Here is a 25,191-nt window from a genome sequence, read left to right on the forward strand (position 1 = left end):
TCAAGCCAGGGCCAGTTAAACGTGCAAGTGGCTTTAGAGGTTCCCACATGCTATTGGTGGAGATGATGCCGAGTATGATCGCTCCAGCTATCGTGACAACCAATCCCGCGACGTGGTTCCAGGGTGAAACACTTCCCCGTCCGCGGAGGTTCTGGACAAGAAGGTAAAGAAATACGCAGGCTATGATCCCGCAGAATATTGCGCCGAATCCGGCACTAATCCATGTCATGTCAATCGGGGTCGGTTCGGGAATGCTGCTGGTTGCGGTCGATAGTGACACTTGCGCTAACTGCATGGGGAATCTCCCTCGCTCGGCGACTCCCCAGTGCATCACGGTGTGAATCGATGGTAGCGATGACCGCGAATACGTTCCAGCAACGACTCGCCATCTTGCTCTATTGGTAGCGGACTCCCATAATCAAATCCACAATGGCAAGACCCACCAAATACACGAAATCAATGGCGAAGAAGGCGCAGGCCTACTTAGAGAGCTGTATCGACACGTACCAGGTGGTGCAATCCAGCGGTCGCATGGCCGTCCGCACAGTGGTGAAGGTGCCCACGATCGAAGGCCTCGCTCTCGCTCTAGACGTCACCCGCGAGACCGTCTACGCCTGGGCCAAGGACAAAGACAAACCCGAGTTTTCTTACACAGTAGGGAAATTGCAGGCGATTCAGACGGATCGACTGATTCAAGGTGGCCTTACAGGCAGCTACAAAGACTCCATCGTCAAGCTCATCCTGTCTGCCAAGCAGGGCTATGTGCCGAAGGCGGAGACCAGGGAAGTCGATGACTGGGACTATCTAATGCATCGCGCCGAGGAAATAGATGGCGACCCTGACGGCTCAACAAGCTCAGACACTCACTAGGGCGATTCGCAAGAGTCCGACTTTCTTTCTTCGTGACTATCTCGGAGCTGATCCCTGGCATATCCAGATCAGCATCATCGAGAGCGTGCGTGACAACCGCGTCACGACCGTCCGCTCATGCCACGGTATTGGCAAGTCCTGGATAGCTGCCCGCACTGCTGCTTGGTTCCTGATGGCCTACCCCAACTCTGTAGTGGTGACGACGGCCCCGACCGGTCGCCAGGTCAAAGAGATCCTCTGGCGTGAGTTCCGCGTGGCGGCCAAGAAAGCCAAATACAAGTTTCCTGGGAAGACGCTCACCACCCAACACGAGATCAGCGACAAGTGGTACGCCATCGGAGTGTCGGCCAAAGATCCCGACAACTTCCAAGGCTTCCACGCCGATCACATCCTGGTCATCGTGGATGAAGCTGCCGGCGTGAATGAGCCCATCTTTGAGGCCGTGGACGCCTTGGTTACCAGCGCCAACGCTCGCGTGCTCTACATCGGCAACCCCACCAGCGTCGGCGGTACGTTCTATGACTCACACCGTAGTCACCTGGCCAACAAACTGCATGTCTCCTGCTGGATGACGCCCAACTTCACTGAGAACGGTATAACGCGCTGTGAGGCCGTCGACTGCAAGCAACCCAATCATCCGGCGGAAGCAGTGGTGGAGGCCATCGAGAGCGGCCGAGAACAGTCCACAGAGTGGAAGATACCGCGGCCACACTTGGTGTCAGTGCGCTGGGTGTATGAACGCATCTTCAAATGGGGGATTGGCACGCCGCTCTGGGACAGCCGCGTCGAAGGCGAGTTCCCGAAGTCCGGCACGCGCGCCTTGATCGCTCTCAACCTGGTTGAGGCAGCCATGACCGAAGAGCGCCACGAAGAAGTGAAGGTCGGGCCGTCGCGCTTCGGCGTTGACTCCGCCGGCGGCGGTGACATGAGCGCCATCTACCATCGCCGCGGCCAGAAGGGCGAGAGCATCCGTGCCTGGCTCACACCTGATACGACGGCCATCAACGACGAGATCGAGAAGCTCAACCCGACCGATCACCTCACTCAGGTGAAGATCGAAGCGATGGGCCTGGGCATTCCGATCTACAACACGGCCGCCCGCAAGGTGCGCGAGAACCCCCACTGGCTGCACAAGATCATTCCGGTGAACACGGCCGATCCGCCGACCGTCAAAGATCCCGGACCAGGAGAGTACGAGTTTGCAAACTTGCGCGCCGAGATGTGGTGGAAGGTCTCGCGGCTGTTCGTCAATGGCGAGATTGCCGTACCTGAAGATGAAGAGCTCAAGGTCGAGCTGTCAGCCGTCGAGTGGTATCTGAAGAACGGCAAGATCCACGTTGAGGACAAAAAGGAATTGCGAAAGCGGATCGGTCGATCACCGGACCGCGCGGATGCCTTGGTGATTTCATATGCGCCGGTCGAAGGCGGCGATAATGTGCTCGTCATTGAAAAGCCAGAATCGCGCCTACGACCCGAGACTTATACAAGTGGGTTGCTAGGAAAGCAGTTCTAGTCTCATAATGCGAGCAATGGACGCCGAGCAAGAGAAAATCAAAGCCGCCGCCAAAAGCGCAGCACAATACCGAGAATTAGGGGAGTCGGGAACTCTCATCTTCAACGGTATTATCACCGGCGAAGAATATTCGGTTGATCTTGCTGGGCATCAAGCTACCGTTGTTTACGATCGTATGCGCCGCAGCGACGCCACGGTACGGGCCAGTCTTCAGGCGCTCTTCCTCCCGATCATGCAAGCTGACTGGACGTTTGAGGCGGCCAGTGAGGACGCCGCCGACGTCGAGATCGCCGACTTCTGTAAGGCGGTGTTCCTCGACAACCTGGATTGGCATGCGTTCTTGTCTGAAGCGCTCACGTACCTGACGTTTGGTTTTGCGGTCTTCGAGATGGTGTTTGGGATGCAGCAGATCAACGGCAAGGATCGCATCGTCATCACCAAGCTCGCCTTCCGCAAACAGAAGAGCATCTACAAGTGGTCGTCAGACATCTTTGGCGAAGGCATCACGCAGCTCATCGGCAACGGTGATTCGCCGCAGACGCCAATGGAGAAGCTAGTCATCTTCACCAACCAAAAAGAGGGCTCAAACTACGAGGGCATCAGTGTCCTGCGTTCGTCGTATCAGAACTGGTTCATCAAGAGCGCGCTTTACCAGATCGACTCCGTGGCTCACGAGCGTCACGGGCTCGGCGTCATCGATATCACCGAACCGCTTCAGGCCAACGACAATGATCGCAAGGATCTAATTCGCGCCGCCCGAGCCCTCCGCGCCAACGAGCAGTCGTTCATCAATCACAAGGCCGGCTGGACGGTCGGCTTTATGGACATGAAGGCCGGCACGCTCCGACAAATGGAGCCGAGCATCAATCATCACGATCGGCAGATCAGCAAGAACGTCCTGGCTCAATTCCTGGAGTTGGGTTCCTCAAGTTCAAACGGAAGCCGCGCACTCAGCGAAGATCACACTGCCTTCTTCACCTTGGCCGAGAAGGCGACGGCTCAGACGATCATCGACACCCTCATGCGCACGGCCGTGAAGACGGTTGTTGATCTGAACTTCACCACTGACACATATCCCAAGCTCAAGGCTGACGGCCTGGATGACGAGGCGCTGCTGGTGTTTGCCCAGGCATTGGCCGACATGTCCACGGCCGGTGCCCTGACGATGGATGATGCAATTGAGAACCGCGCCCGTGCTGCCCTGGGAGTAGCTGCGCTGCCCAAGGATCACGTGCGTCAGGCTCCGGCTCCGGTGCCCAACCCTGATAATCCGCTCGACCCCAACGCGCCGACCGATCCCAAGGCTGTGCCAGATGCCAAGCTGAAGAAGGCCAGCGCCGCGGCGAAGATCCGGAAGGCACGCCAGCTTTACCGTGAGCTGGATGAGGCACTCGATGAACCGCGAGCTGCTTGACACCAGGGAAGAGCTCGGCCGAGTAATTCGGGCATCGGAGGACTGGGAGAACACCTACCGCAAGCACCCTGCGATCTTCGATCGTCTGCTTCGCGCTGAGAGGCGTTTAGAGCGTCATGCGCTGGTCTATTTGCGCGGCCTGGCTGATCGGGTGCCGGCGCTCATCCGCTGGCAGTACATGCCCGTACAAAAGGCCTCAGACGATCAAACGGTGAATGACAGCGACCAGGTGTGGGCGCTCGAAGCTGAGATCTTCATTGCTCTCATGTTGACGGACTTTCAGGACGTCGTCGGAATTGGGCTCGATAGCGGCATCACGATCTATGAGACACCAATCGGCGTCGACCGGCTGACTGAGCTTCGGATGGATGCGGCGCGGGATCACATCGGAACTTTGATCTCGGAGATTTCGAAAACCAATCTGACGCTGATTCGGAAGTCGATCGAGACAAGTATTGCCATGGGGGAGTCGGTCAGCGACACGATCAACCGCGTGCAGCTGGTGATCGGCAGTCCGGTGCGGGCCGAGATGATCGCCAGGACCGAGCTGGTGAACGCCTACCAGATTGGCCTCAAGCTATTTGCCTACGAGACAGGTGCTATCTCGAAGACCTGGCAGGCCATGCAAGCCGGCGCCTGCCGCATTTGTGCGCCCTTGAATGGAGCGACGGTGAAGATAGATGAGGCTTTTCAGTCGGGCATTGGACCGATATTGCAGCCCACTGCTCATCCCTATTGCCGATGCGATCTAATTTACAATTATCCAAAATAGTTGACAGCGTATTTACCTACGCCCAATACTAAAAAGTAGAACGCCGGTGAAGCGACGTCCCACGAAACAATAATAGGGAATTCACTTCATTGCCACAACACGCTCACCTCTATCGAGCGATAGCAATCAAAGCCGATGATCAGGGCAATCTGCCATCTGAGATTCAATTGCTGACTCCAGGTAACTGGAAAACTCCCTGGCATGGTGACTTCGAGCTCACCCAAGCTGATCTCCAGGACTTCGCAAACCACTTCAACGCTGGCATTGCCCGCGTCAACAAGACCTCGCCGCTGCCGGTCAACTACGACCATGAGAGCGGAGCGGCTGCAGCCTGGATCAATGGCCTCGATGCGCGTCCGGACGGCCTCTGGGGCACCGGGGTCGACTGGACCGCAACCGGCGCTCAGAAAGTCCGCGACGGCGAGTACAAATTCCTTTCACCTGAGTTCAATACCCGAGACCTGATGTACGAAGACCCGGAAGAAGCGGGCACCAGGATTCCAAACGTCCTGAGTGGCTGCGCATTAACTAATAGCCCCTTATTCAAAAAGCTAAAGCCAGTTATGGCGAGCGAAGGGGGTAAAGAAGGAGAAGACCGTATGAAGTTAGAAGACGTACGTAAGAAGGCTCTGGCCGATCTCAACGACGCCGAGAAGGCATTTCTCGCAGATCACAAAGACGAACTGACGGCCGAAGAGCGCAAGTCCTTCGACGTTCAGACGGACGCCGACAAGACTGCCGAGCAGGAAGCTGCTGACAAGGCGGCTGCCGACAAAGAAGCGGCTGACAAAGCCGCTGCTGAGCAGGCCGAGAAGGACAAAGTCGAAGCCAGCTCCAAGAGCGTGACCATCAGCGCGAGCGTGCTGGAGAAGCTCAAGGCTGACGCCGCCCGCGGCGTGGAAGCAGCTGAGAAGCTAGCCCGCAACGAAGCGAGCACCATCGTCAAGGCTCACGTCGCCCGCGGCGCCCTCAAGAGCAGCCAGGAAGAGAAGGCCGTTGACCTGCTCATGGCCAGCGCTCCGGCGATGCGTAAGGAGCTCGAAGCGTTCCTCACCGAACTGCCTGACAACAAGCTCGTCACCGCCGGCGAAATGGGCTCCGGCCAGGAAGGTGTCGACGCAGCTTCCACCTCCGCAGCCGCCGAGCTGGACAAATTGGCAACTGAATACGCCCTCGCGAACAAGGTCAGCTACGGCCAGGCCACTCAAATCATGGCCAGTCAGAAGCCTGAGCTGTACAAGGCTGCCACCAAAGTAACCGGTAAAGGAGAAGAAGAATAATGTCTAAGTTCATCGAGGGGAATCACTTCAGCGCTCCTGCCGGCGCCGATCTGCGTACCTTCCAATACAAGGCGGTCAAGCTCAATTCGACCGGTCAGGTCGTAGCGGCTACCGCTGCTACTGACGTGATCATCGGCGTGCTCGACAACACTCCAAACACCGGAGAGCTCGCAAGCGTCTGGGTGCGGTCATCGCACGGCACGTTCAAGATCGTCCTGGGCGGCACCGTTGCCGTCGGCGACGCTGTAACTGCCAACGCCAGCTCAGTCGGAATCACCACTACCACCGGCGGAAACCAAATCATTGGTTACGCAGTCCAGGCGGGGGTGAGCGGAGACATCATTGAAGTAATGCCGACTTCGGCGAAGTACTAGGAGAAAGGTTAGATGCCACAATTAAAAGATATACGACGTAATCCGGTACTCACCAATGTATCGAAGGCTTGGAAAAACCCAACCGTCAATTTCATTGCAGACCAGGTTTTCCCATCGCTCCCCGTAGAAGAAGATGCTGGTTCATACTTTGTCTACGACAAGACCAACCTAAAGAATGTAGATTCCCGCATTGCCCCAGTCGGCAAGGCTCTGACTCCTGAGATCGAATACAACCTGTCGAAGGTCACCTACGGTCCGCTGGAGAAGCGCAAGCTGAAGCTCTTCGTCGATGAAGACGAATTGAAGCGCAGCAAGCCCCCGCTGGATGCCCGCATTGACGCCACTGAGATCCTCACCGAGTCGTTCATGATCAACAAGGAAGCCAACGCGGCTGCCCTGCTCTCGAACACCGGTGTGATCACTCAGAACACGACCCTGGGCGGCACGAGCCAGTGGAGCGACTTCGGTAACTCCAACCCGTTCGACGACATCCGCGCCGGCATTACCGCCATCAAGCAGAACGGCCTGAAGCTGCCGAACACGATGGTGATGAGCTGGGAAGTGTGGTCTGTCATTCAGAACCATCCTGACTTCCTGGAGCGCATCAAGTACACCGAGAAGGGTGTACTCACCACCGACGGACTCGCCAGCCTGATCGGCGTTCCGAACATTGTCATCGGTATGGCTGCCTCCAACACTGCCAAAGAAGGTCAGACCGACTCGCTGGCTCCGATCTGGGGCAAGAACGCCTGGTTGATGAACATCAACCCGACTCCTGGTCTCAAGCAGCTGAGCGCTGGTTACACCCTGCAGCTCACCGACGGCCGCGGTGTCGACAACTACGTATCGTACGATCCCTCGGGCGAATACGTACGCATCAGCGATTACTACTTGCAGTACATCATGGCGGCGGAGCTGGTCTACGGCATCTTCGCAGCTGTGGCTTAAAGGAGGAGCGTCATGGGTTTAGTTCAAAAACTATACGGACGCGTAGCTGGTCAGCCGGGAATCATCTCGGCTGGCTGCAGCTTCGAAACCGGTGAGCAAGCGGCGGTGAAGGTGTATTTCCCCTTCCCCGCTCGCATCACCAAGATCCGCGGCATCGTCACCAAAGCGGTGGCAGCCACGGATAACGGCACCATCACTGGTGCCAACGCAACCGGTTCTTCGACTGGCGGCGTGCTTACCGCAACGGCCAGCGACGCCTTGAACACTGAGTACACGGCCACTCCGACGACCAACAACACTGTCGCTGCTGGCTCGTACTACAAGCTCACTGCTTTGAAGACGACTGCCGGCGGCAAGGTGCACGTAACACTTGAATTTGTGAGGGCATAAAGAATGCAAGTCAGAGTAACCGAAAACAACAACGTCAAATACAACGATCGGCTATTTGTGGCTGGCGAAGTATTTGAAGCTGAGGATGACGCGGCTAAGGCGTTGGTCGAAGCTGGCGCAGTAGAAGCAGCCGAGCAAGCTGACGTAGTGCAAGAGCCTGAAGCGCCCAAGGCCGCCAAAGCGCCTGCAAAGGCCAAGGCCGCCAAAGATGGCGCCAAAGACGTATCGACCACCGAAGGGGCCTCAGAGGGCTCCAGCGAAGGCGACAGCGCACCTGCTGCTGAGTAACTAATGGGGCGTGGTATTGCCCCGGTCATAGGAGATCAAAACCGTGAGTAAGTTCGGAATCCAACGCTACAAAACCAGCCTGACGATCCTCAATACGACAACTAACGTCGTATCGGCCGCTCTGGCACTGAATGGTCTCTTGCGAGGAATCTCGATCAGTGCTCCTGTCATGACCGGGGCAAGTTACACCGTCACCATCAAAGACGCCGACGGCTTCACCATCTACTCGAAGGCGAGCCTCACGCCTAACGCGCTCACGAGCGCATACATCGACGCCAACAACCAGCCGCTGCAGTTGGCCCTATCAGGTGGTCACACGATCACTCTGTTGTCTGCGGGCACAGAGGCAGCCGACCGGGCGTTCAGCGTGGTGCTGTTGATCGACCGAGGATAGCCGTATCAGGACACACAAACGTATAGGAGAGCCCTTCCGGGCTCTTCTTAGTTCTGGGTGTGAACATTGATGCGTCGCTTCTAACGTCATTAGGGCTACTAATTCTCCACAGATGATTGCTAAGCCGCCAACGATAAGGCAGATCAATAAGATGAAACTCTTGCTCCTACATCGTCATTGCCGCATTATGTGAGCAATGAGCACTACCCTACAAGCTGATTCATTTGCACCGGCCAATATCAAAGAGCGGGCTGCTCTTGACGCCGATGCAGCGGCAGCGGCCACATCCCTCACTCTCAAGTCCAATCAAGGACTGTCGGTGGGGGATTTCCTGTATGTTGGCGCTCTCGCCCAGGAAGGTTGCGAGAAGGCGGTCATCCAGTCGCTCAACGGAACGACCGGCGTCACGCTAGCGGCCGGACTGGGCTTCGCCCACAAGCGATTTGAGCCGGTTACAGCCGTTCTAGGCGATCAAGTGCATTTCTATCGGGCCGCCAATGTGGATGGCACTGTGCCGGCCGATAGCGCGTTTGCGGCCATCCTCTCACCGGCTGATATCGATCCAGACCAGACTTCGACGTACCGCGTCGACTCAACGGGTGGCAGTGGCTACTGGTACAAAGTGCTCTATTACAACTCCAGCGCCGCGGCTGATGTCACGAACCTGGCCGACGTCGAGGCCTTCCGCGGTTCAGACTTCCCGCATTACGCCTCACTATCTGAGATCAGGAACCAGGCTGGTTTCGGAAAGAGCGTGAATCTCAGCGATAGCCGGATTGATTTGCACCGCCGCGCGGCAGAGTCTGAGATCAACGGCGCGCTAGTGTCCCGCTACACGGTGCCATTCACCAAGCCGATACCTGAGTTAATTCATCACATCACGGTGGATCTCGCCGCCGGCCTGCTACTTCTCGACCAGTATGGCACCCTCAACGATGGTTCCAGCAAGGACGGCGCTGCCAGAGTGAAAGACACCAGGGCTCAGCTCACGATGATCCAGACCGGCGCCACAAGCGTGGTCGATGTGACCGGCACCGCCGTGGCTGAATCGACGCCCTCGGCATCCAGCAACCTGTACGACCTGACGACCGACAGCGGCATTTCTGACGCCGACACTGAGCGCATCTTCCACATGGGTGATTTCGGGAACCGCTTCTAGATGGGCCTCAACCTCAAGATTGAGATCACCGGCGACAAGGAAACTGTCGCTCGCCTGGCCAAGGTAGGGGAGAGCCTCGACCATATGGCTGACGCCATGCAGGAGACCGGCCAATACCTGCGCGACTTCTTTGCCGGCGAAGTCTTCGCTTCCCAGGGCGGAGTCATCGGCTTACCCTGGCCGAGGCTGAGTCTGACTACCGAAGCCGAGAAGGCTAAGAAATTCCCTGGGCGACCGATGCTTGTGCGCACGGGTCTGATGCAGAGTTCCTTCCGATCGTCTTATACGGACAGCTCAGCGCGCGTCTACAACCTGGTCGACTACTTCAAGTACCACCAGTCAGACCTGCCGCGCCGCAAGCTTCCCAGGCGCGCAATGATGGAACTCGATGAGGCCCGGCAGCGCGCCATCGGCGAGATTGTCCGGAAGGGCGTGATGCGCAAGCTGGAGGCGATCTGATGTACGAATCGCCCACCCAGCGCATCCTCCGGTTCCTCAAAGACCTGTATCCCAACGGTCCATTCGTTTCGTTCTACGACGGCGATCCCGTATTGATTGCTGAATCGAACCTGCCGGCCATCGCCGTTGAGTTCCTGGGCAACAAGAACTCAAGTGGCCCCACCGGCACTGACCGCGTCGACCCCGAACAGATTGTCATCAAGGTCATCCTCAACGAGAAGGACGACTGGGGCGCTTCGGAGGACCAGGATCTAACGCAAAAGCGAATCAGGGAGTACGTAGAAGGTCGAGATGCTGCGACCGGCTATTACCTGCCGCAGAGCATCAAGGGCGCGCTTCGCGCCAAGCTCAGCCTGGAGGGCGCCGTCCTCAGTACCGACATGGACTTTCAAATCGGATCGCTGCCGCGGCCGAAAGACGTAATTACCCGAGAAGGTCATCTCACAATTACCGTTGCTTATTTGGTAGGCATTCCCAATCGCTCTTGACCGAATTCATAAAGCAGCAAATACTGAGATTATGAAAACGTTTTACAAGTATCAAAATCAGTCGAAGGAGGTTTTGATTCTTGTAGGAATTGGAGTGCTCCAGCCGGATGAATTCATAACGTCGTCCGCTCGCATAGAGAATCCCAGGCTCATTAAAGTAACCAAGGACATCACCAGTGGCTCTTAGCGATCAAGGATATGCGGCTCTTAAGAAGCAAATAAGCCCCACAACGCCCATTGTTCCGGACACCTTCGTGCCGCTGTACGACGAGAGCCTGTCCAGCAACCTCAACCTAGATGAAGACACCGCCATTGTTGGCTTGAAGTTCGCTCGCTTGCAGTCCTTACAAGGTCAGCGTGATCATGGCGGCTCGATAACTGTCATGGCTGAGCCCAACACCACGGCTCAGCTCTTCGACATGCTGCTCACCCGCGGTTCAGTCACCGGCACTGGTCCGTACACGTGGCCGTTCACCCTGGGATTCACCGATCCGAATTCCTACACCCTCGATATCTCCAACGGCGTGACGGTCGCTCGTTACTGGGGCGTGCAGGCCTCGAAAATTTCTCCCGTCTTTGCCAAGAACGAGATGCAGCACAAGGTAACCATCAGCGCCCTGGGCTGCTTCCAAGGTCGTGAAATTGCCAGTATCGCCACCACCACACTGACGCTCAAGACCGATTACGACACCTCGCCGACGACCGGGCTGGTAACTGGCGACCTGGTGAACATCTGGAAGGCTGCAGATGGCTCGCTGAACCCCTTCACGGTTGTCAGTGTTACCGCGACCACCGTCGTCCTCAACGCCAGTGCCGCCGCTTTCGCGTCTGGCGACATGCTCGTGCTGCGGCCTGCTACTTCGAGCCTCCCTGCTTTGTACGCAACTCCCTTTAGCTGGGCTCGCACACAATTCTGCTTCGGTGCTACCGCTGCCGCGGCCCTGTCAGCTACTCATACTCCGGTCGAGCAAGGCTCTACCTGGGACTTCGACCACAAGTTCAAGGATGACAAGGGTGAGAAGCGCTCCGGCGCCCTCGATCCTGCAGCTTTGCTCCGTGGCCGCGGTGATATTGCTCTGAAGATCAGCAAGATCTTCAACGGTCCAGATGAGGCCAAGAACTTTACCGGCATCAAGAAGGTGGCACTCGTCATCCGCTGCTACGCCGCCGCCTCAAACGGAACGACCTACGAGCTGCGCATCACCTGTAACAACCTTAAGATCAAGAAGGGTGGCGACGGTCCGGATTTGAAGGTCGGCCAGTGGGAGTACTACGCCCTCGAATACATGCCCGACTACGACAACACCGATGCTCAAGCCTGGGGCGTGACAGTCATCAATAACATCCCGGCCACCTAGAAATGAGCACTACCAACACCCCTCAAGAATTCGAGCTGCGCGAGACCGTCGAGGTCACCACGCCACTGACCAAGAAGGTTGTTGTCCTGCGCGGCTACATCAACGGCCGCATCAAGCAGGCCCTCGCCAACGTCTACCTAGAGGCAACCAACGTCGAGATGAGCGATAGCGCCACCACAGCGCCGATGGTCAACGGCGCCACGATCACACGAGCTACCAACGTCGCGTTCGAGAACATGGTCATCAGTGTCGATGGCAAGACCGATAACGTACTTGACGCGATCCTGGACCTGCCCGAGCAGGACTACGACTTCGTCAAAGAGCAGGTCGACTTGATCAAGGATGCTCTCACTGACCCAAAAGGCTAATCGAGCTCTCCGCCGCTTATATGCGGCTCCGCAAAGGCGCTGAGGATGTTTCACTTCCCGGCGCCTTTGGCATTGTCGGAATATGCGAGCAATTCGGTTGGACGCTCGATCAATACCTCGACCAACCCCAGTGGTTTATTCGCATTATTGAGATTAAGATGAACGTAGATAATGAGTTAAACAAGAAGTAAGTGGCATCAAATCCTGAAGTAAAAATTGTTATCTCCGGGCAAAATGATGCGGCTTCTGCCATATCAAGCGCGCAGGGCCAGGTACAAAGCCTGGGCGAGGAGCTCAAGAAGCTTGCCGGGCTGGTGGCAGTCGAGGAGCTGACGCGCCGCTTCTTCGACTTCGGTATGGGGTCAGCGGCGGCGCTGCAGACCACCTCCACCAACATGAAGCTCCTGATCGGCAATACCGACCAAGCCAACAAAGCCATGGGGGATCTCTACAACTACTCCCGCGGTACGCCGTTCTCATTCCCCGATGTAGCCAACGCGGCCAAGACGCTCTTGCAGTACGGCACCACGGTGCAGAACCTCCTGCCGACCGTCCAGATGCTCGGCAACGTTGTGGCTGTAACGGGCGCCGACTACCAGCACCTAGCGGCCATCTACGGCGAAGTGAATGCCGCCGGCAAAGTGCAGATGTACAACGTGCAGGAGCTCGTTCGCGACGGCGTGCCAATCATGCAGGCCATGGCGACCGTTACCGGCAAGAGCATGACCGACATACAGCAAGCCATGCTCAACGGGGCACTGAGCGCCTCAGTCTTCGATGCGGCCATGCAGCACATCGCCCCGCCGGACGCCCTGAAGGAAATGGCAAACACCCTGCCTACGCGCCTCTCGGCCCTCCAGGGATCGCTGAGAAGTGTCGCGTTCGCCATCCTGGGTATCAACATTGATCCGATCAAAGGATTCGTTGTACAGGCCGGTGGCTTGTTTGATCAGCTTTCTAATGCAGTTGCCACGCTGGCTAAGCGGCTGCGAGATCCTGACGTGCAGACCGCTATGGCGCAGCTCGGCCAGACCGTCAGCTTTATCGCGGGAAACGTCCTACCGATGCTCTTCACTGCCCTGACGTTTGTGTCGGCCAATCTCAAAGAAATCATCCCCGTCCTGATCTCATTCGGCATGGCGATGCTCATCGTCAACATCCCTCAGTTCGTAGTGAACGTCATCAGCATGGGTGCGGCACTCGTGGGGGCAGCTCTGGCAGCCGGCCCGCTTGTCTGGGCGCTCTATGCCCTGGCCGGCGTGATCGCCTGGTTTGTCGGCAGCTCTCTGATGGACATGCTCAAGGGCTTCGGCAACGTGCAGACCGGCATGGGTAACACGGTCAAGGCCGTGCAGGCCGGCTCGCTGGATATCGGCAACGCCGCCGACAGTGGCATGGGTAAAGCTGGCAAGGCAGCCTCCGATCTGGCGGACAAGCTCCACGACATCAGCGACAACGTCTTGAAAGCCAACCGGGACTTCAACGATTCCCTGGCAAATATCGTGAAGACCCACCAGGACAAGATTGCCTCCCTGACGGACCAGATCAACACCGAAAAAACGGACTTCGCCAAAGCCCAGGACCAGAAGACGGCGGATTTCAAGTCGAGCCAGGCTGATCAGCTGGCGGCTCATGAAGAGCGCGTGAAGGCGATCAACGACCAGATCGACGACGAGATGACCCGCGGGCGCTTTGCGAACCAGCGCACGCTTGCTGATCTCCAGGATCGGCTGAAGAAAGAGAACGACGACTACGACCGCAGCACGGCAGCGAAACTCGCGACCTATACCAAGGACTCCCAGAACGCCAAGGAAGCCAGCGACGACAAGCTCACCAAACTTCAAGATCAGCTGGCTGCCGAGAACGCTTTCATGCAGAAGCACGCCGATGATCTGAAGGGTATTCGGGCGGCTGATGCCCTGGACGAAATTCAGAAGCTCAAGCAAAGCCACGCGGACCAGTTGCTCCAGTTCGACAAGCAAAAAGGCGACCTGATCAAGAATGCCCAGGACACGAGTATCGGCGTAGCCCAGCAGTGGAAGAACGCAGCAGCTGGACTCGGCAATGACGGCACGTTCACGAGTGCCGGCAACCAGATGGGTGCTGCTATGGCATCAGCCTTCAGCAACTCATTTGGGAATGGCTGGAACACCTTCGTTGGCAAGCTTGAAAGCAAACTGGCGCCGATTGGCGAGGCCCTCCTGAAAGTTGGCGATTTTTCCAAAGGATTGCTTTCCCCAGCCGGTGCGCTTCCGCGCTTCGCTACGGGGGGCACCGTGCCCGGTCCGGTGGGCTCGCCGGTGCTGGCCGTCGTTCACGGCGGCGAGGTCGTGACCCCTCCAGGTGAACGCTTCGGCGGCAATGCCAACAGCGTCTCCTACGGCCAATCTGCCCCTGCTGCCGGCCCCACCTTCAACATCACCAACCACAACTACAACCAGGTCGACGTGAGTGGGGTGACAGATGAAATCATGTGGGGCCTGAGAGTTGCTTAGTACCTTATTCATCGACACCTTGCAGATCCACGGCGGCAGCCAGTCGAACTTCATTTTGACGGATAGCCCTGGCCTAGACTCGCCTGACATTCGCCTCTCGTCTTACGACAAACCGGGGGAGACCGGCGCGGTAGTAAGCGCCGAGCAATACGGCTCACGCACCATCACGTTGATTGGAACGGTGACCGGCACCGACGTTCCCACTTACTTGGCAGCCCGCCGTGCGCTGTCCTACGCCTGCAGAGTGCGTCACGACAGCTCAGGGCTGGTATCGGGCGTTCCGCTGACCTTCTCGACCTTAGACGGAGCGACGTACAGCGTGACGGGCTACATCAAGCCGCCCTTCCGCTGTTCGGGTCCATTGCCAACATCGGCTCCGTTCCAGATCAGCTTCATTTGTCCTGATCCGGCGCTCTACGGTTCAAGCCTCCAGACCACGGGACAGATCAGTATTGCGAGCGGCGGTGGCTTCACGTTTCCTGCCACCTTCCCGATCACCTTCGGGGCCGGGACGGGCGGCAGCGGGACACTCAACAATGCCGGCACGATGGACACCTGGCCGCTCGTCTACCTGCGCGGTGCCCTTACCAACCCACGCATCTATTCAGTCGAGCGCGGAGCGGCGCTGAAGCTCAACTACACGACCACCAACGTCACGGACGTCATCGTGATCGACATGAAGAACAAGACGATCATGCTCAACGGCGTGACCAATCTGCTGACCTACCGCGACGCTGCCGAGCGCTCCTGGTTCTCCCTGCCGCCGGCATCGAACACAATTCTCTTCGGCACGACGTCGTCCGGCGACACCGGCACCATGGAGGTGACGGCCTACCCAGCGAGCCTGAGCGTATGAGGCCATCGAACTGGGGCATCGAGCTGTGGACGCCAGGCGGCGTGCAGCTGGCCGATCTGTCCGGGCGAGCGAAGGGCCGGCGCATCAAAGAGATCCGCAACGAGTCAGACGACATCAGCTGGAACCTCGATCTGAACGAACTCAAGCGCTACTGCAAGTTGATCAACACCACGCCGAATCAGCTCATCCAGGACGGCATCACAGAAGTGCGCGTCAAGAAGGGCGCCGACTACCTGGGCGGGGGCACGATCGTTCATTCGCAGAAGGTCCGCAACTCGCAGCAGGAAGTGCTCAACATCAGCGCCCGCGGCTTCTTCGATCTCTTCACCGATCGCTACACGGCGGCACTCCGTACCTTCACCAACGTCGAGCGCACCCTCATCCCTTGGACGCTGATCAACGAATCGCAATCACAGGGAGCCAACTGGGACTTTGGCGTCCGCCAGGGCGTCACTCCGTCGGCGCTCGGCGTCTACAACCGGCAGTATCAAAACGTGAAGCTCAAAGACGCCATCCAGGAGCTCACCAAGCTGCAGACCGCCTTCGACGTGAAGTTCATGCCGGACAAGACCTTCAACGTCTACTCGGCGCTGGGCACGAAGCGGCCCGATGTCGTGTTTGAGTACCCGGGCAACTGCAAGGAATTGACGACCGACCGAGATGCTACGGGCCTGGCCAATCTGCTCTATCTCCTGGGCTCGGGCATCGGGCAAGCGGCGCTCCTGCAGCTGAATCTGGGCGACAGCAACGCTCAAATCGACTATAAGGTCCGGGAGAAGCCCATCATCCTGAGCGACATCCTCGATAGCGGCACGCTCAACGACTACGGCCTGAGTTACCTCGCCGCCTGGGCACGTACCTTCGAAATTCCCAAGATCAAGTACGACGGCAGCCGTGGGCCATCAGTAACGGACTACAGCGTCGGTGACTATGTGGGCGTTCGCGAAACAGACGATCCTGACACTCAGATCACTGGTCTATTCAGGGTTGAATCGCGAGAGATTGTGATTGATGATAACGACAACGAGGACATAACCGTGGAATTTGGCCGGTGATCAATCGCACTACACAAACCGCTCAAACGGAACTGGCTAGACGACTACCAGCAGCCGAGCGGGCAATTCGCGATCTCAAGAACAAGCAATTGGTCGGGGCGGATAGCCTGCCGATTCTGCCGTCATCTCAGGGAAGCTACACGTCGGTTTATGCTGCGGGAGTCGTTGGCGGGCTGGTGTTCAACGTCTACGCCTCCGTCAAAAAACTCTATCTCTCTGAGGTCAAGATGACGTTCTACATCAACAACGATCTGAATCCTGCCTACGCCTGGCCTTGGGGCGCCAGCATCAATCCGAACCAGCTCGACGTTAGTCACTTCCTGGATCTGGCGTACAGCGATGAGCTGGGCTTGGGCAATAAGAGCTACTCATTCCGTATCGCTAATACCAGCGCCGCGCCGATCACCATCTACATGCACTTTGCCATCATCTATCCCAGCCAGGGACTAACACTTTCCTAGGAGGCATATGCCAGATAAAAGACTCATTGTAGAAACACCAAATGGCCCAGCCCTTGTACACCAGCCGGCAGGCGTGAGCGTAATGCCATTCCAGGCGTCTGCAACGGCAGAGATATCGGCGGATGATGCGGAATGGGCGCAGCTCCACAAAAAACTAAAGACAGGCAAACTTGATTTTGCTACAGTGAAAAAAGAACACGGTATAACCGGAGAAAAACAAGATTAGTACATTTGTCGCTGGTGGCGGAAAGATTGATCAAGAGGGCTTCCTAAAGCCGCTCCTATTGATGTTCCGGCCGGGCTACTCCCAGGGACTCGCGATCACGCAGCGAGCCGCCGGCGCCAATATGAGTGTCGACGCGAACCTTGCCACGGGCCTGACCTACGCCGGCGCCCTGATGGCAACCTCGGCCAACGTGCCGTACTTCGGCTGGACCGATGCCGCTATCAACTCCGCCGTTGCTGCTTCTGATCCGACCAACCCCCGCATCGACGTCGTAGCCGCCTACGTCGACCTCTCGCTCATCTCGTCGGCGGTCACGAACAACACGGGCGCCTTCAAGATCAAGGTGGTGACTGGAACGCCTGCCGGCAGCCCGGTGGCGCCGAATGCCGCTGCCATTCAGTCCAGTGTCGGCGCCGGCAATCCATATGTCACGCTTGCGACTGTCACGGTCGCCGCGGCCGCTGCATCGATCGTCAACGCGAACATCACCGATACGCGTATTCCGTCCGCGCTGTCCGTGCCGTACCTGTATGGGGGATCGAACAACACCAAGGGGCATCTCGTGCCGAACCAGGCTGATGGGACGTTGGTGACGACAACGGATACGGGCAGCGTGTCGAACGCGATGTTGGCGGCCGCTGCGGTGGGCGCGAGCAACCTAACGACTGGCGCGATAAAGCTGGGCGGCACGGCGGACATCATTACCGCTCAACCGGGGATTACGGCAGAGGTCGACGTCACAGGCATGTCGCAGACAATTACACAACCTGCTGGAGGGCGCGATCTCATGCTATGGGCCCACTTCCCGGAGATTGCAACTGATACAAACGGACAACGAGCTCACATTCGGTTCAAAGAGGGTTCAACGGTCTTGGGCGGTAAATATCAATGGCTTGCCAGCACGGTTGGTGGCAATGGAACTGATGCCTTCTGTCGTGTCCCGGCCCCTACAGCTGGATCGCATACCTACAAAGTCACACTGCAAAGAGACTCGGGAGCTGGAACAATTACCGCATATAGTGCAGCCATTCCAGATCAGGCATTTCTCGTTGTGCTGAGTACGTAGCCATGCCAACAGACTCCGACAAAATGCAGCAGACAGATCACGACACTCTCATCCGTGTCGAAACGAAGGTCGACGGCCTCGTCAATGAAGTCAAAGCCTCAAGCACGATGCTGGGCGACAGAATGGCTGATCATGAGCTCCGCATCCGGTCTATTGAGAAGATTCACGATCAGGTAGATCCCATTGGTTCGGCGAAACAGCTTGACTTACTCGTAACGGCTCAATCCACTGCTGGCGCTGAGAAACGGGCATTGGTACGCCTGGCAGCCACCATTAGCTCGCTAGTTACTCTCATTGCCAGCGCAAGTATGGCCATCGTTACTTGGTTTAGCCTGCATAAATAGACTCTTGTAATTCCTAGCGCAAGCTACATACTGAAATCATAAGAGGATAAAGCCGTGTTCGGCCGTCGTCGTAAGAAAGACCAAGAAGACCTCATCAACGAGATACTTCGTGTGCAGCGACTCCAAGGCGACGCGCACTCCGCCATCATGAACCAACAGGCGGCCATTATTGCCAGGGTCGATAAGGGCTTTGAGGAAATCCATAAGCGCATCTCATTCAACAATCGTCCTAAACCATAATCAGGAGACCCCATGAATGTCGAAGGACTACATCGGTCAAATCATTGATCTCACTGGAGACAGTTATCTCAACCCCGTACCCGCCGTATACGACAACGGGCAGCACCCGCGCCCAATCGGCAATATCAAGAGCATCAGCGTCCATCACGACGCGACTGATCGACCGCACGATTACGACTCCGTGGCGCGCTACCACGCTGAAGCTAAGGGGCACTACGAGCGCCTTGGACCTGGTCTTCAGTATCACTACAAGATCGACAACACTGGCCAAATTTTCAAGATCAGGCCGCTCACGACCTGGCTGTATTGTGTGGGCTCGGCCGATAACGAGACCACCCTGGCCGTCTGCCTTGACGGAAACTTCGAGACTCAAGAACCGACACTGGAGCAATGTGAAGCGCTATTCCAGCTCAACAAAGACCTTTGCGAAAATCATCCAGAGTTCCCAGCAACCTGGCCCGAAGTGCGTCCGCACGCCGACTTCAGCCCTACGGCCTGCTGCGGCGCCAACGAGCGCCCCTATATCTACGCGATCCATGACGAGCCATCGGCCCTGATCTTCCCAGCCAATACGGGATATGACTGGCCGAGCCAGCAGCCAGGCTTTGCTCCGCAGCCAGTTTCCACTCCAGTCCCTCCGGCTGTTTCCGTACCAGTCAGGGTTACTGAACCAACTCCGCCTGGCGCAACTGTAGTTTCGACGCCCGTAGCGCCCACTACACCGCCTCCAACTCCCGACCCGGCCAATTTGTCGCCTTGCACCCCTATCGTCGTTCCTGCGACCCCTACGCAGCCCACAACGCAAGCTGGATGGCTGTCAGTATTCGTAACGGCGCTGAAGGCGTTGCTTGGGCTGAAGTAGTGGATGATCCACGGTTAGCCCTCCTAGGAAAGTACACGCCGGAAGGGCGGCTCACGCCTGGATACGGGCAGCACTATCTCTTCCTGGTTGGCCGCGATGACGTGCATGGCATCCTGATGGAACTCATCAAGGGCGAGACGCTAGGCCTCGACGGCAACGCCTTTGGCTACGACGACGAAGAGATCAACCAGGCGATTCTCGATCTGTTTAAGGTGCCGAGCGTCCGCGTACAGATCACTCTCGACAAGTCTCAGGCCGGGGGCGTGCATGAGACAAAGATCGTCGCAGCCGATCGTCAGCAAGATCCGGCGGACTTCGCCAACTCGTTTGCCATCGGGCAGTCGGCCACACATCAGATCAGCCACACAAAAGGCTTCGTCTTCTTGGGTCAAGGGGTTTGGTGCGAAGGCAGTACGAATCTGTCAGGCTCCGGTGAGGGCCAGGGCATCAGCCTGAAGGCCGATGTGAAGAATCCAGCAGGATTCAAGGCCCAGAACAACACTATGGTGGTCTCGACTAATCCCGTGGGACTCATGCGGTTCAAGGTGCAGTTAGACGCTGAGCACCAAATCGCAAAAGCTCAAATGAACGATGTTAAAGTAAGAGCATAAATAGGATTTCGTAATGAACAATGATTCAGCGTTCGTAAGAGCCATTCGTACTGCCATACAAGCGATCTTGGGTGTCCTTGTCGGTTTGGTAACCACCATATGGGCGGTTCCCGGCGTACCAGCCGCGACTGTCAATTACCTATCTAGTAATGCGCTTAGCGTTGCTTTGGCGGTCGGTATTCCGGCCGGAGTGGCCGCTTTCATCTGGAACTATCTCCGCAAGGACGTTCCCAACTTCCCAAGTATCACGAAATAGTAGATACTCAATTCGGAGTTCAGTGAAAATGCAGGTATGAGCGTCGACCCGAAGGGGTCCATGGCTCGAAAGCCCCAACCAAAACAGTTGGGGCTTTTTTATTGCCCGTTGCACTTATGTCCAAAACGGCTCATAAAAAGGGAGCAAGTCGCCCTTTAAAAATTGGAGCAAACAAATGGACCCAACTGAAGCACTCAAAGAACTCCGTATGCGCATCCAGATGGCTCAAATGGCCCTGGATGGAAGCCTGGACGCCCCCATAGAGGGCGGTAGCGAAGAGAACCTCTCGCGCATCGTCGACCTGTTCACGGGGCTCGACTCCTGGCTCGATCGCGGGGGAGTACTCCCGCAGCAATGGGAGAAGACAATCCGCTCCGGCTGGTAGTCCCACCAAACCAAAACCCTCACCTGGCGCTTTCGTGCGCCCAAAAACAGATAGGAACGATCATGGCCCACGAAGTGGAAAACATGATGTCAGTGCGAGAAATACCGTGGCATGGCCTCGGCAATGTCCTGCCCGAGTACCCCAAGAGCAAGCAAGAACTGCTCGAAGCCGCCGGCCTGGACTGGGAAGTGGGGGAGTTGCCTGTAGAGGTGCCCCTGCCCAACGGTCAACGACTGATGGCCCTCGACAAGAAGGGCATCGTCCGACTCAGCGACAATACGCTGCTGTCCATTATGGGCGGTAGCTACCAGCCGATTCAGCCTCACCAGCTTGTCGACTTCGCCTTCAGTCTGCTCGACGTCACCCAAAAGGAATTCGAGCAATCAGACGGCGAGCCGCCCATTCTGTTTGAGACGGCGATGAGCCTGGCTGGAGGCCGCGTCAACACCTTGATGGCCCGCGTACCCCGCGACATCAAGATTGGCGGCAGCGATCCGGTGAATCTCTACCTGGGATTTGTGAACTCGCACGATGGCAGCCTGCGCTTCGGCGTCCATGCGACCCCCATTCGGGAAGTCTGCATGAACACGCTCAACGCTGGCCTCAAAGCCGCCGTGCAGTCCTGGAGCGTCAAGCACACCGCTTCGGCGCTCACCTCGATTGACGAGGCTCGCCGAACACTCAACCTCACCTGGCAATACGCCGATGAGTTTGAGAAGCAGATGAACGCCCTGCTCGACCAGGACTTCACCAAGCGGCAGTTCGAGCAGATGGTGCAAAAGCTCTTCCCAAAGACCGCCAAGGAATCTGCCCCGTTCTCACGGGAGCAGTACGCCATGATCGGGCTGCTGGAGAGCTCACCCACCATCGACGACGGCCTGCGCTACACCAAGTACGGCGCGTTTAACGCCGTCACGGAGTACGCAGACTGGGGCACTCGTTACAACGAGGGCTCTGCCTCCATCGAAGAGAAGCGAACCCTGAATGTGCTGTTTGGCCGAGCGAAAGTCGCGGCCGACAAGGCATTCACCTACCTCGCCTAAAGGGGGTGAGAGCAATGTCTGAAACCGAGAAAGACACCTGGATTTCTCCGCGCAAGAAGCAGTACCTGGCCAAGCGAGAAGCTTTCGAGCTCTACCTGCTGCAACGTGAGATTGAGCAGGGCTTCTGCCCACGGTGCGGCCGTCCCAACTGCACTGAGCACGAGTCGGCCTGATGGCTGACCACGAGGTCATGATCAGCGGCCTCCGCAACCTCATCGAGAAGTACACCGCACGCGGTGACTCCGAAACGGTTGCCGTTTACCAGGACTCCCTTGCCAAATACACGGGGGAAAATCCTGAGAAATTGTTTTGAACGCCTTGCCCCCAGGCTATAAATGGGGGTTTTACTTTGTGTTAAATTGAAATCATAAGAGATTTTCACCATGGCAAAGTTGCATGTTGAGTCCGAAGAAGCAGTCATGCGGCAGATCGCTAGCCATCTACAGACCTTCTGGCCGAACGCGCTCTATCACGTGGACTTCGGCTCAGGACTTCACATGACGATGGGCCAGGCGCGCAAGCAGATTGGCTTAAACGGCCGGCGCGGGCATCCCGATGTCGTGATTTACGAACCGCGCGGCAGTTTCGCGGGCCTCGCCATTGAGGTGAAGCGCGACGGTGAGCCCATCTACAAACGCGACAAGAGCCCTGTCACGCCTCATGTCGGTGAGCAGATCAAGTACCTGGGGGAGTTGGCCGTCCGCGGTTGGTACGCGGTGTTCGGCATCGGAGCTCCCGACTGCCTACAGCTGATCGACGACTATTTGAGCGGCAAACTACAGCCAGAATCTGACCAGGATTAGCGCCAATTCCTGATCCATTTTCGCACTCGATTGTACCCAAATGTTGAACTGACGATTTTGCCCGCGGCACGGCAATGTTGAGTATGGATAACTCACTATACGAAGCATCGGTTGCTTACACCGAAGACAGCGGACTAGATGTACACCACCGGGAGTGGTCGAAGATCCGGATAAACCCGGCGACAGGAAAGCGAATTGCCGAAGCCTTCGACGAAGCACCCCATACGCTGACCTACTTTGCCAACCTCTCATATCAGAGGTTCGCGGCTGATATTCGCCGGCAGTATGACTTTCTCACTCGCACGCTTAGCTACGACGTTCAGATGGTCGATCAAGACCCATACAAATGCTCGGCCGAACTCTTCGCGGACTTAGACCAAGGTCAGCTGAAGGTCTATTCCACAAAAGCCTCGGGCAATCCCCATCCTTTGCTGAGCGACAAGGATCACGATGCCTTTCGAGCGGTGCATGACGCTTTTGGGCATGGCTCGATTCGGGCTTCTTTTGGACTCAACGGGGAAGAGGCCGCTTGGCTGAAGCACTCCGAGATGTTCTCGATTCTTGCTCGGCCAGCGTTGACCACCGAAACCCGGGGCCACACCTGCGTTTTCTTCTTCATCAACGGTGGTCGCTACTTTGCCCGGCAGAAGGCGATTCTCTTACCCCGCGAGTTCTGGCCGTGAAGCACTGCGAGCATTGCGATTACGAGTACGACGGCGAAACCACTTGCATGTGCCTTACCTACCGGCGACTCATGGAGGACGGGCAGTACGACAGGGTTCCGATTATCTGGATTCTCAATCAATGGGAGTACCAGCTATCTTGCTCACGCTGTAAGGCAAGTTACTGGCCTCAAGAGGATTGCGATTGCGCCATCTATCGCGCAAACCCGTCCGTTGCCCCACCGTGGTGGCAACCGTGACTTTAGACGAACAGTGGATAGAGGATCAGCTGGCCGACTGGCCCCCTCTGTCTGCGGCACGACGGGTGCGTATCGCTGCTCTACTCAATCTTCTCGCCGTCGGACCACGTAATAGCGGGGGTCGAATTTCTTGGGAGCCGTCGTTGGCTTCGGAAGCACGTCAATCCGCCACAGAACCTCCTGAAGAATTGCTCGCCGCCGGCTGAGGTTCGCACCTTTCCATTCATCTCTTACATCAGCGCCGACCGGAGCCTGCATAGTCCGGCGGCGCTTTTCTGTGCCCCGTTGCTGCCTGAGAGCATTGAGGGCTGCTTCCTTACGAGCCTGGGCGGCGAAGAATACGGAATCGCTCATCCGACCCGCCGTCCATTCGTCGATTAGGGCGGAGAGGGATTTTTCGGCGCCGGTAATCTCCCCATCCAGCACGTTTCCGGCCGATTCGTACCCTACCGGCTCCAGCGCTTGACGCTCCAAGTAGCGCAGCACCAACTCAGTGACATGGTCATCAATCGGGGTGGCCTTGCGGACGGTGTTTCCGCAACCGACGCCGGTTGGGCAGCGATATTCCGGCGCACCCTTGGCGAACGCGCCGAACATCTTGCTCCCGCACTGGCAGCGGAGAAAGCCACTCAAGAGATACTTGCGGTCGATCCGGCCAGCGTTGGGGTTGCGGGCCTTGTCCGTGAGCATCACCACCAGCGCTTCCCACGTCGGCATATCCAAGATCGGTTTCCAGATCGCTTTGACTGGCTCGCCATTATCGCCCAGCAAGATCGCTCCCTTGTACTCCCGGAGTCCGGCCATACGGGGGTGAATCATTAGGCGCTTCAGGACTCCCCGGTTCCATCGCACGCTACCGCCAGGTGTTGATATGCCCCGCTCGTCAAAGTCGCGGCAAATACTCACGAGGCTTTCGCCGAGGAGAGTGCGCTTCGCGGCTTCCAGGACAACAGCGGCGTGCTCAGGATTGATGGTGATGTGGTCAGGCATGTACCCGTAGGGTGTTCGGCCGCCGCCACTGAGTTGGCCTTGTTGGGCTCGTTGGAGCTGGGCACGTGCAACCCGGCGGCCGGTATCGGCAGACGATTTGTTGGCAACGTTTACGAGTAGACGTGCTATAAAACGGCCATCCGGCGTGGAAAGGTCGATGTCGCCTTGGACGGTGCCAAACACTAGGTGGGGCTTCGCGTCATACAGGTCAATCAGGCGTTCCAAATCGCGAGGCTGACGGGCAATCCTGTCGATGTCATAGACCGAGACGCCGGCAATGAGTCCACCCTCAAGGTCAGCCAACATCTGCTCCCACGCTGGTCGTCGGATGTGCTTCTTATAGGCGCTAACCGAGTTGTCGGTGTATACCTGTGCTACCTGCCAGCCCATGCGTTTGCAGAGTTGGCGGGCATCCTGTTCCTGGCGCACCACACCGGCCCCGGTGTTCTCGTCATCCAGGCTGATTCGTGAATAGACTCCCACCTCGATCATGTGACTAGC

At 57.3% G+C, this 25,191-nt stretch carries 33 protein-coding genes; 31 read left to right on the forward strand and 2 right to left on the reverse strand.

Annotated elements, in window-relative coordinates; translation table 11 throughout:
• Window positions 1-429 precede the first annotated feature (429 nt).
• From AC4CS3_RS19520 to AC4CS3_RS19625, 22 genes are all read left to right on the forward strand, one after another.
• Entirely contained in the window at window positions 430-870 is a 441-nt protein-coding gene (locus AC4CS3_RS19520) for a terminase small subunit (protein ID WP_490784812.1), read from the forward strand.
• Window positions 830-2,383 (forward strand): terminase large subunit domain-containing protein, encoded by a 1,554-nt coding sequence (locus tag AC4CS3_RS19525; RefSeq protein WP_490784813.1) that lies wholly within the window; start codon window positions 830-832, stop codon window positions 2,381-2,383. Before AC4CS3_RS19520 ends, AC4CS3_RS19525 begins: the two co-directional genes overlap by 41 nt.
• A gap of 16 nt (window positions 2,384-2,399) precedes the next feature.
• Window positions 2,400-3,797 carry a phage portal protein family protein gene (locus tag AC4CS3_RS19530; RefSeq protein ID WP_490784814.1) on the forward strand — a complete coding sequence of 466 codons (1,398 nt, stop codon included), beginning with the start codon at window positions 2,400-2,402 and terminating at the stop codon, window positions 3,795-3,797.
• A complete protein-coding gene (locus AC4CS3_RS19535) occupies window positions 3,778-4,569 on the forward strand; it encodes a phage minor head protein (protein WP_490784815.1) in 792 nt (263 codons plus the stop codon). Before AC4CS3_RS19530 ends, AC4CS3_RS19535 begins: the two co-directional genes overlap by 20 nt.
• Before the next feature lie 89 nt (window positions 4,570-4,658).
• The gene (locus tag AC4CS3_RS19540; RefSeq protein WP_490784816.1) at window positions 4,659-5,849 is read left to right on the forward strand and encodes a phage protease; all 1,191 of its coding nucleotides are present in this window, start codon (window positions 4,659-4,661) and stop codon (window positions 5,847-5,849) included.
• A complete protein-coding gene (locus AC4CS3_RS19545) occupies window positions 5,849-6,223 on the forward strand; it encodes a DUF2190 family protein (protein WP_490784817.1) in 375 nt (124 codons plus the stop codon). The genes AC4CS3_RS19540 and AC4CS3_RS19545 overlap by 1 nt, the downstream gene beginning before the upstream one ends.
• A 12-nt stretch (window positions 6,224-6,235) precedes the next feature.
• The gene (locus AC4CS3_RS19550; protein ID WP_490784818.1) at window positions 6,236-7,171 is read left to right on the forward strand and encodes a hypothetical protein; all 936 of its coding nucleotides are present in this window, start codon (window positions 6,236-6,238) and stop codon (window positions 7,169-7,171) included.
• Window positions 7,172-7,183: 12 nt separating this feature from the next.
• Window positions 7,184-7,561, forward strand: coding sequence for a hypothetical protein (locus AC4CS3_RS19555; RefSeq protein ID WP_490784819.1), 378 nt, complete (start codon window positions 7,184-7,186; stop codon window positions 7,559-7,561).
• Between the two features lie 3 nt (window positions 7,562-7,564).
• Window positions 7,565-7,849 carry a hypothetical protein gene (locus AC4CS3_RS19560; RefSeq protein ID WP_490784820.1) on the forward strand — a complete coding sequence of 95 codons (285 nt, stop codon included), beginning with the start codon at window positions 7,565-7,567 and terminating at the stop codon, window positions 7,847-7,849.
• Window positions 7,850-7,892: 43 nt separating this feature from the next.
• Window positions 7,893-8,243, forward strand: a complete 351-nt coding sequence (locus tag AC4CS3_RS19565) for a hypothetical protein (protein ID WP_490784821.1) — start codon at window positions 7,893-7,895, stop codon at window positions 8,241-8,243.
• A gap of 196 nt (window positions 8,244-8,439) precedes the next feature.
• The gene (locus AC4CS3_RS19570; protein WP_490784822.1) at window positions 8,440-9,402 is read left to right on the forward strand and encodes a phage protein Gp36 family protein; all 963 of its coding nucleotides are present in this window, start codon (window positions 8,440-8,442) and stop codon (window positions 9,400-9,402) included.
• Entirely contained in the window at window positions 9,403-9,861 is a 459-nt protein-coding gene (locus AC4CS3_RS19575) for a phage virion morphogenesis family protein (protein ID WP_490784823.1), read from the forward strand.
• Complete coding sequence (locus AC4CS3_RS19580) at window positions 9,861-10,349, forward strand: hypothetical protein (RefSeq protein ID WP_490784824.1); 489 nt, start codon at window positions 9,861-9,863, stop codon at window positions 10,347-10,349. Before AC4CS3_RS19575 ends, AC4CS3_RS19580 begins: the two co-directional genes overlap by 1 nt.
• A gap of 176 nt (window positions 10,350-10,525) precedes the next feature.
• Entirely contained in the window at window positions 10,526-11,707 is a 1,182-nt protein-coding gene (locus tag AC4CS3_RS19585; RefSeq protein WP_490784825.1) for a hypothetical protein, read from the forward strand.
• Between the two features lie 2 nt (window positions 11,708-11,709).
• Complete coding sequence (locus AC4CS3_RS19590; RefSeq protein WP_490784826.1) at window positions 11,710-12,075, forward strand: hypothetical protein; 366 nt, start codon at window positions 11,710-11,712, stop codon at window positions 12,073-12,075.
• A gap of 191 nt (window positions 12,076-12,266) precedes the next feature.
• Window positions 12,267-14,570 carry a tape measure protein gene (locus tag AC4CS3_RS19595; protein ID WP_490784827.1) on the forward strand — a complete coding sequence of 768 codons (2,304 nt, stop codon included), beginning with the start codon at window positions 12,267-12,269 and terminating at the stop codon, window positions 14,568-14,570.
• A gap of 19 nt (window positions 14,571-14,589) precedes the next feature.
• Window positions 14,590-15,426: a phage distal tail protein gene (locus AC4CS3_RS19600; protein ID WP_490784828.1), complete on the forward strand. Its 837-nt coding sequence runs from the start codon at window positions 14,590-14,592 to the stop codon at window positions 15,424-15,426.
• Complete coding sequence (locus tag AC4CS3_RS19605; RefSeq protein WP_490784829.1) at window positions 15,423-16,481, forward strand: phage tail family protein; 1,059 nt, start codon at window positions 15,423-15,425, stop codon at window positions 16,479-16,481. Before AC4CS3_RS19600 ends, AC4CS3_RS19605 begins: the two co-directional genes overlap by 4 nt.
• Window positions 16,478-16,942, forward strand: coding sequence for a hypothetical protein (locus tag AC4CS3_RS19610; RefSeq protein ID WP_490784830.1), 465 nt, complete (start codon window positions 16,478-16,480; stop codon window positions 16,940-16,942). The genes AC4CS3_RS19605 and AC4CS3_RS19610 overlap by 4 nt, the downstream gene beginning before the upstream one ends.
• A gap of 7 nt (window positions 16,943-16,949) precedes the next feature.
• Window positions 16,950-17,168, forward strand: coding sequence for a hypothetical protein (locus tag AC4CS3_RS19615; RefSeq protein WP_490784831.1), 219 nt, complete (start codon window positions 16,950-16,952; stop codon window positions 17,166-17,168).
• Between the two features lie 121 nt (window positions 17,169-17,289).
• A complete protein-coding gene (locus tag AC4CS3_RS19620) occupies window positions 17,290-18,234 on the forward strand; it encodes a hypothetical protein (RefSeq protein WP_490784832.1) in 945 nt (314 codons plus the stop codon).
• Between the two features lie 23 nt (window positions 18,235-18,257).
• Complete coding sequence (locus AC4CS3_RS19625) at window positions 18,258-18,578, forward strand: hypothetical protein (RefSeq protein ID WP_490784833.1); 321 nt, start codon at window positions 18,258-18,260, stop codon at window positions 18,576-18,578.
• Window positions 18,579-18,614: 36 nt separating this feature from the next.
• Here the strand turns inward: AC4CS3_RS19625 and AC4CS3_RS19630 are convergent, their stop codons facing one another.
• The gene (locus tag AC4CS3_RS19630) at window positions 18,615-18,782 is read right to left on the reverse strand and encodes a hypothetical protein (RefSeq protein WP_490784834.1); all 168 of its coding nucleotides are present in this window, start codon (window positions 18,780-18,782) and stop codon (window positions 18,615-18,617) included.
• 52 nt (window positions 18,783-18,834) lie between these two features.
• Between AC4CS3_RS19630 and AC4CS3_RS19635 the strand changes: the two genes are divergently transcribed.
• The 9 genes from AC4CS3_RS19635 (at window position 18,835) to AC4CS3_RS19675 (ending at window position 23,461) form a co-directional block, all read left to right on the forward strand.
• Window positions 18,835-19,680: a peptidoglycan recognition protein family protein gene (locus tag AC4CS3_RS19635; protein WP_490784835.1), complete on the forward strand. Its 846-nt coding sequence runs from the start codon at window positions 18,835-18,837 to the stop codon at window positions 19,678-19,680.
• Entirely contained in the window at window positions 19,629-20,291 is a 663-nt protein-coding gene (locus tag AC4CS3_RS19640; protein ID WP_490784836.1) for a phospholipase D-like domain-containing protein, read from the forward strand. The genes AC4CS3_RS19635 and AC4CS3_RS19640 overlap by 52 nt, the downstream gene beginning before the upstream one ends.
• Window positions 20,292-20,304: 13 nt before the next feature.
• On the forward strand, window positions 20,305-20,547 hold the full coding sequence (locus tag AC4CS3_RS19645) for a hypothetical protein (RefSeq protein WP_490784837.1): 243 nt from the start codon (window positions 20,305-20,307) through the stop codon (window positions 20,545-20,547).
• A 175-nt stretch (window positions 20,548-20,722) separates the two neighbouring features.
• Complete coding sequence (locus AC4CS3_RS19650; protein ID WP_490784838.1) at window positions 20,723-20,932, forward strand: hypothetical protein; 210 nt, start codon at window positions 20,723-20,725, stop codon at window positions 20,930-20,932.
• A 62-nt stretch (window positions 20,933-20,994) separates the two neighbouring features.
• Window positions 20,995-21,975 (forward strand): DUF932 domain-containing protein, encoded by a 981-nt coding sequence (locus AC4CS3_RS19655; protein ID WP_490784839.1) that lies wholly within the window; start codon window positions 20,995-20,997, stop codon window positions 21,973-21,975.
• A 14-nt stretch (window positions 21,976-21,989) separates the two neighbouring features.
• Window positions 21,990-22,148, forward strand: coding sequence for a hypothetical protein (locus AC4CS3_RS19660; RefSeq protein ID WP_490784840.1), 159 nt, complete (start codon window positions 21,990-21,992; stop codon window positions 22,146-22,148).
• Window positions 22,148-22,288, forward strand: coding sequence for a hypothetical protein (locus AC4CS3_RS19665; protein WP_490784841.1), 141 nt, complete (start codon window positions 22,148-22,150; stop codon window positions 22,286-22,288). The genes AC4CS3_RS19660 and AC4CS3_RS19665 overlap by 1 nt, the downstream gene beginning before the upstream one ends.
• Window positions 22,289-22,358: 70 nt before the next feature.
• Window positions 22,359-22,778: a PDDEXK family nuclease gene (locus tag AC4CS3_RS19670; protein WP_490784842.1), complete on the forward strand. Its 420-nt coding sequence runs from the start codon at window positions 22,359-22,361 to the stop codon at window positions 22,776-22,778.
• Window positions 22,779-22,852: 74 nt separating this feature from the next.
• Window positions 22,853-23,461 carry a hypothetical protein gene (locus AC4CS3_RS19675; RefSeq protein WP_490784843.1) on the forward strand — a complete coding sequence of 203 codons (609 nt, stop codon included), beginning with the start codon at window positions 22,853-22,855 and terminating at the stop codon, window positions 23,459-23,461.
• Window positions 23,462-23,784: 323 nt separating this feature from the next.
• Here AC4CS3_RS19675 and AC4CS3_RS19680 read toward each other — a convergent pair whose 3' ends face one another.
• On the reverse strand, window positions 23,785-25,182 hold the full coding sequence (locus tag AC4CS3_RS19680; protein ID WP_490784844.1) for a recombinase family protein: 1,398 nt from the start codon (window positions 25,180-25,182) through the stop codon (window positions 23,785-23,787).
• Window positions 25,183-25,191 lie beyond the last annotated feature (9 nt).

It is taken from the genome of Arthrobacter sp. SE2 (assembly GCF_058244265.1).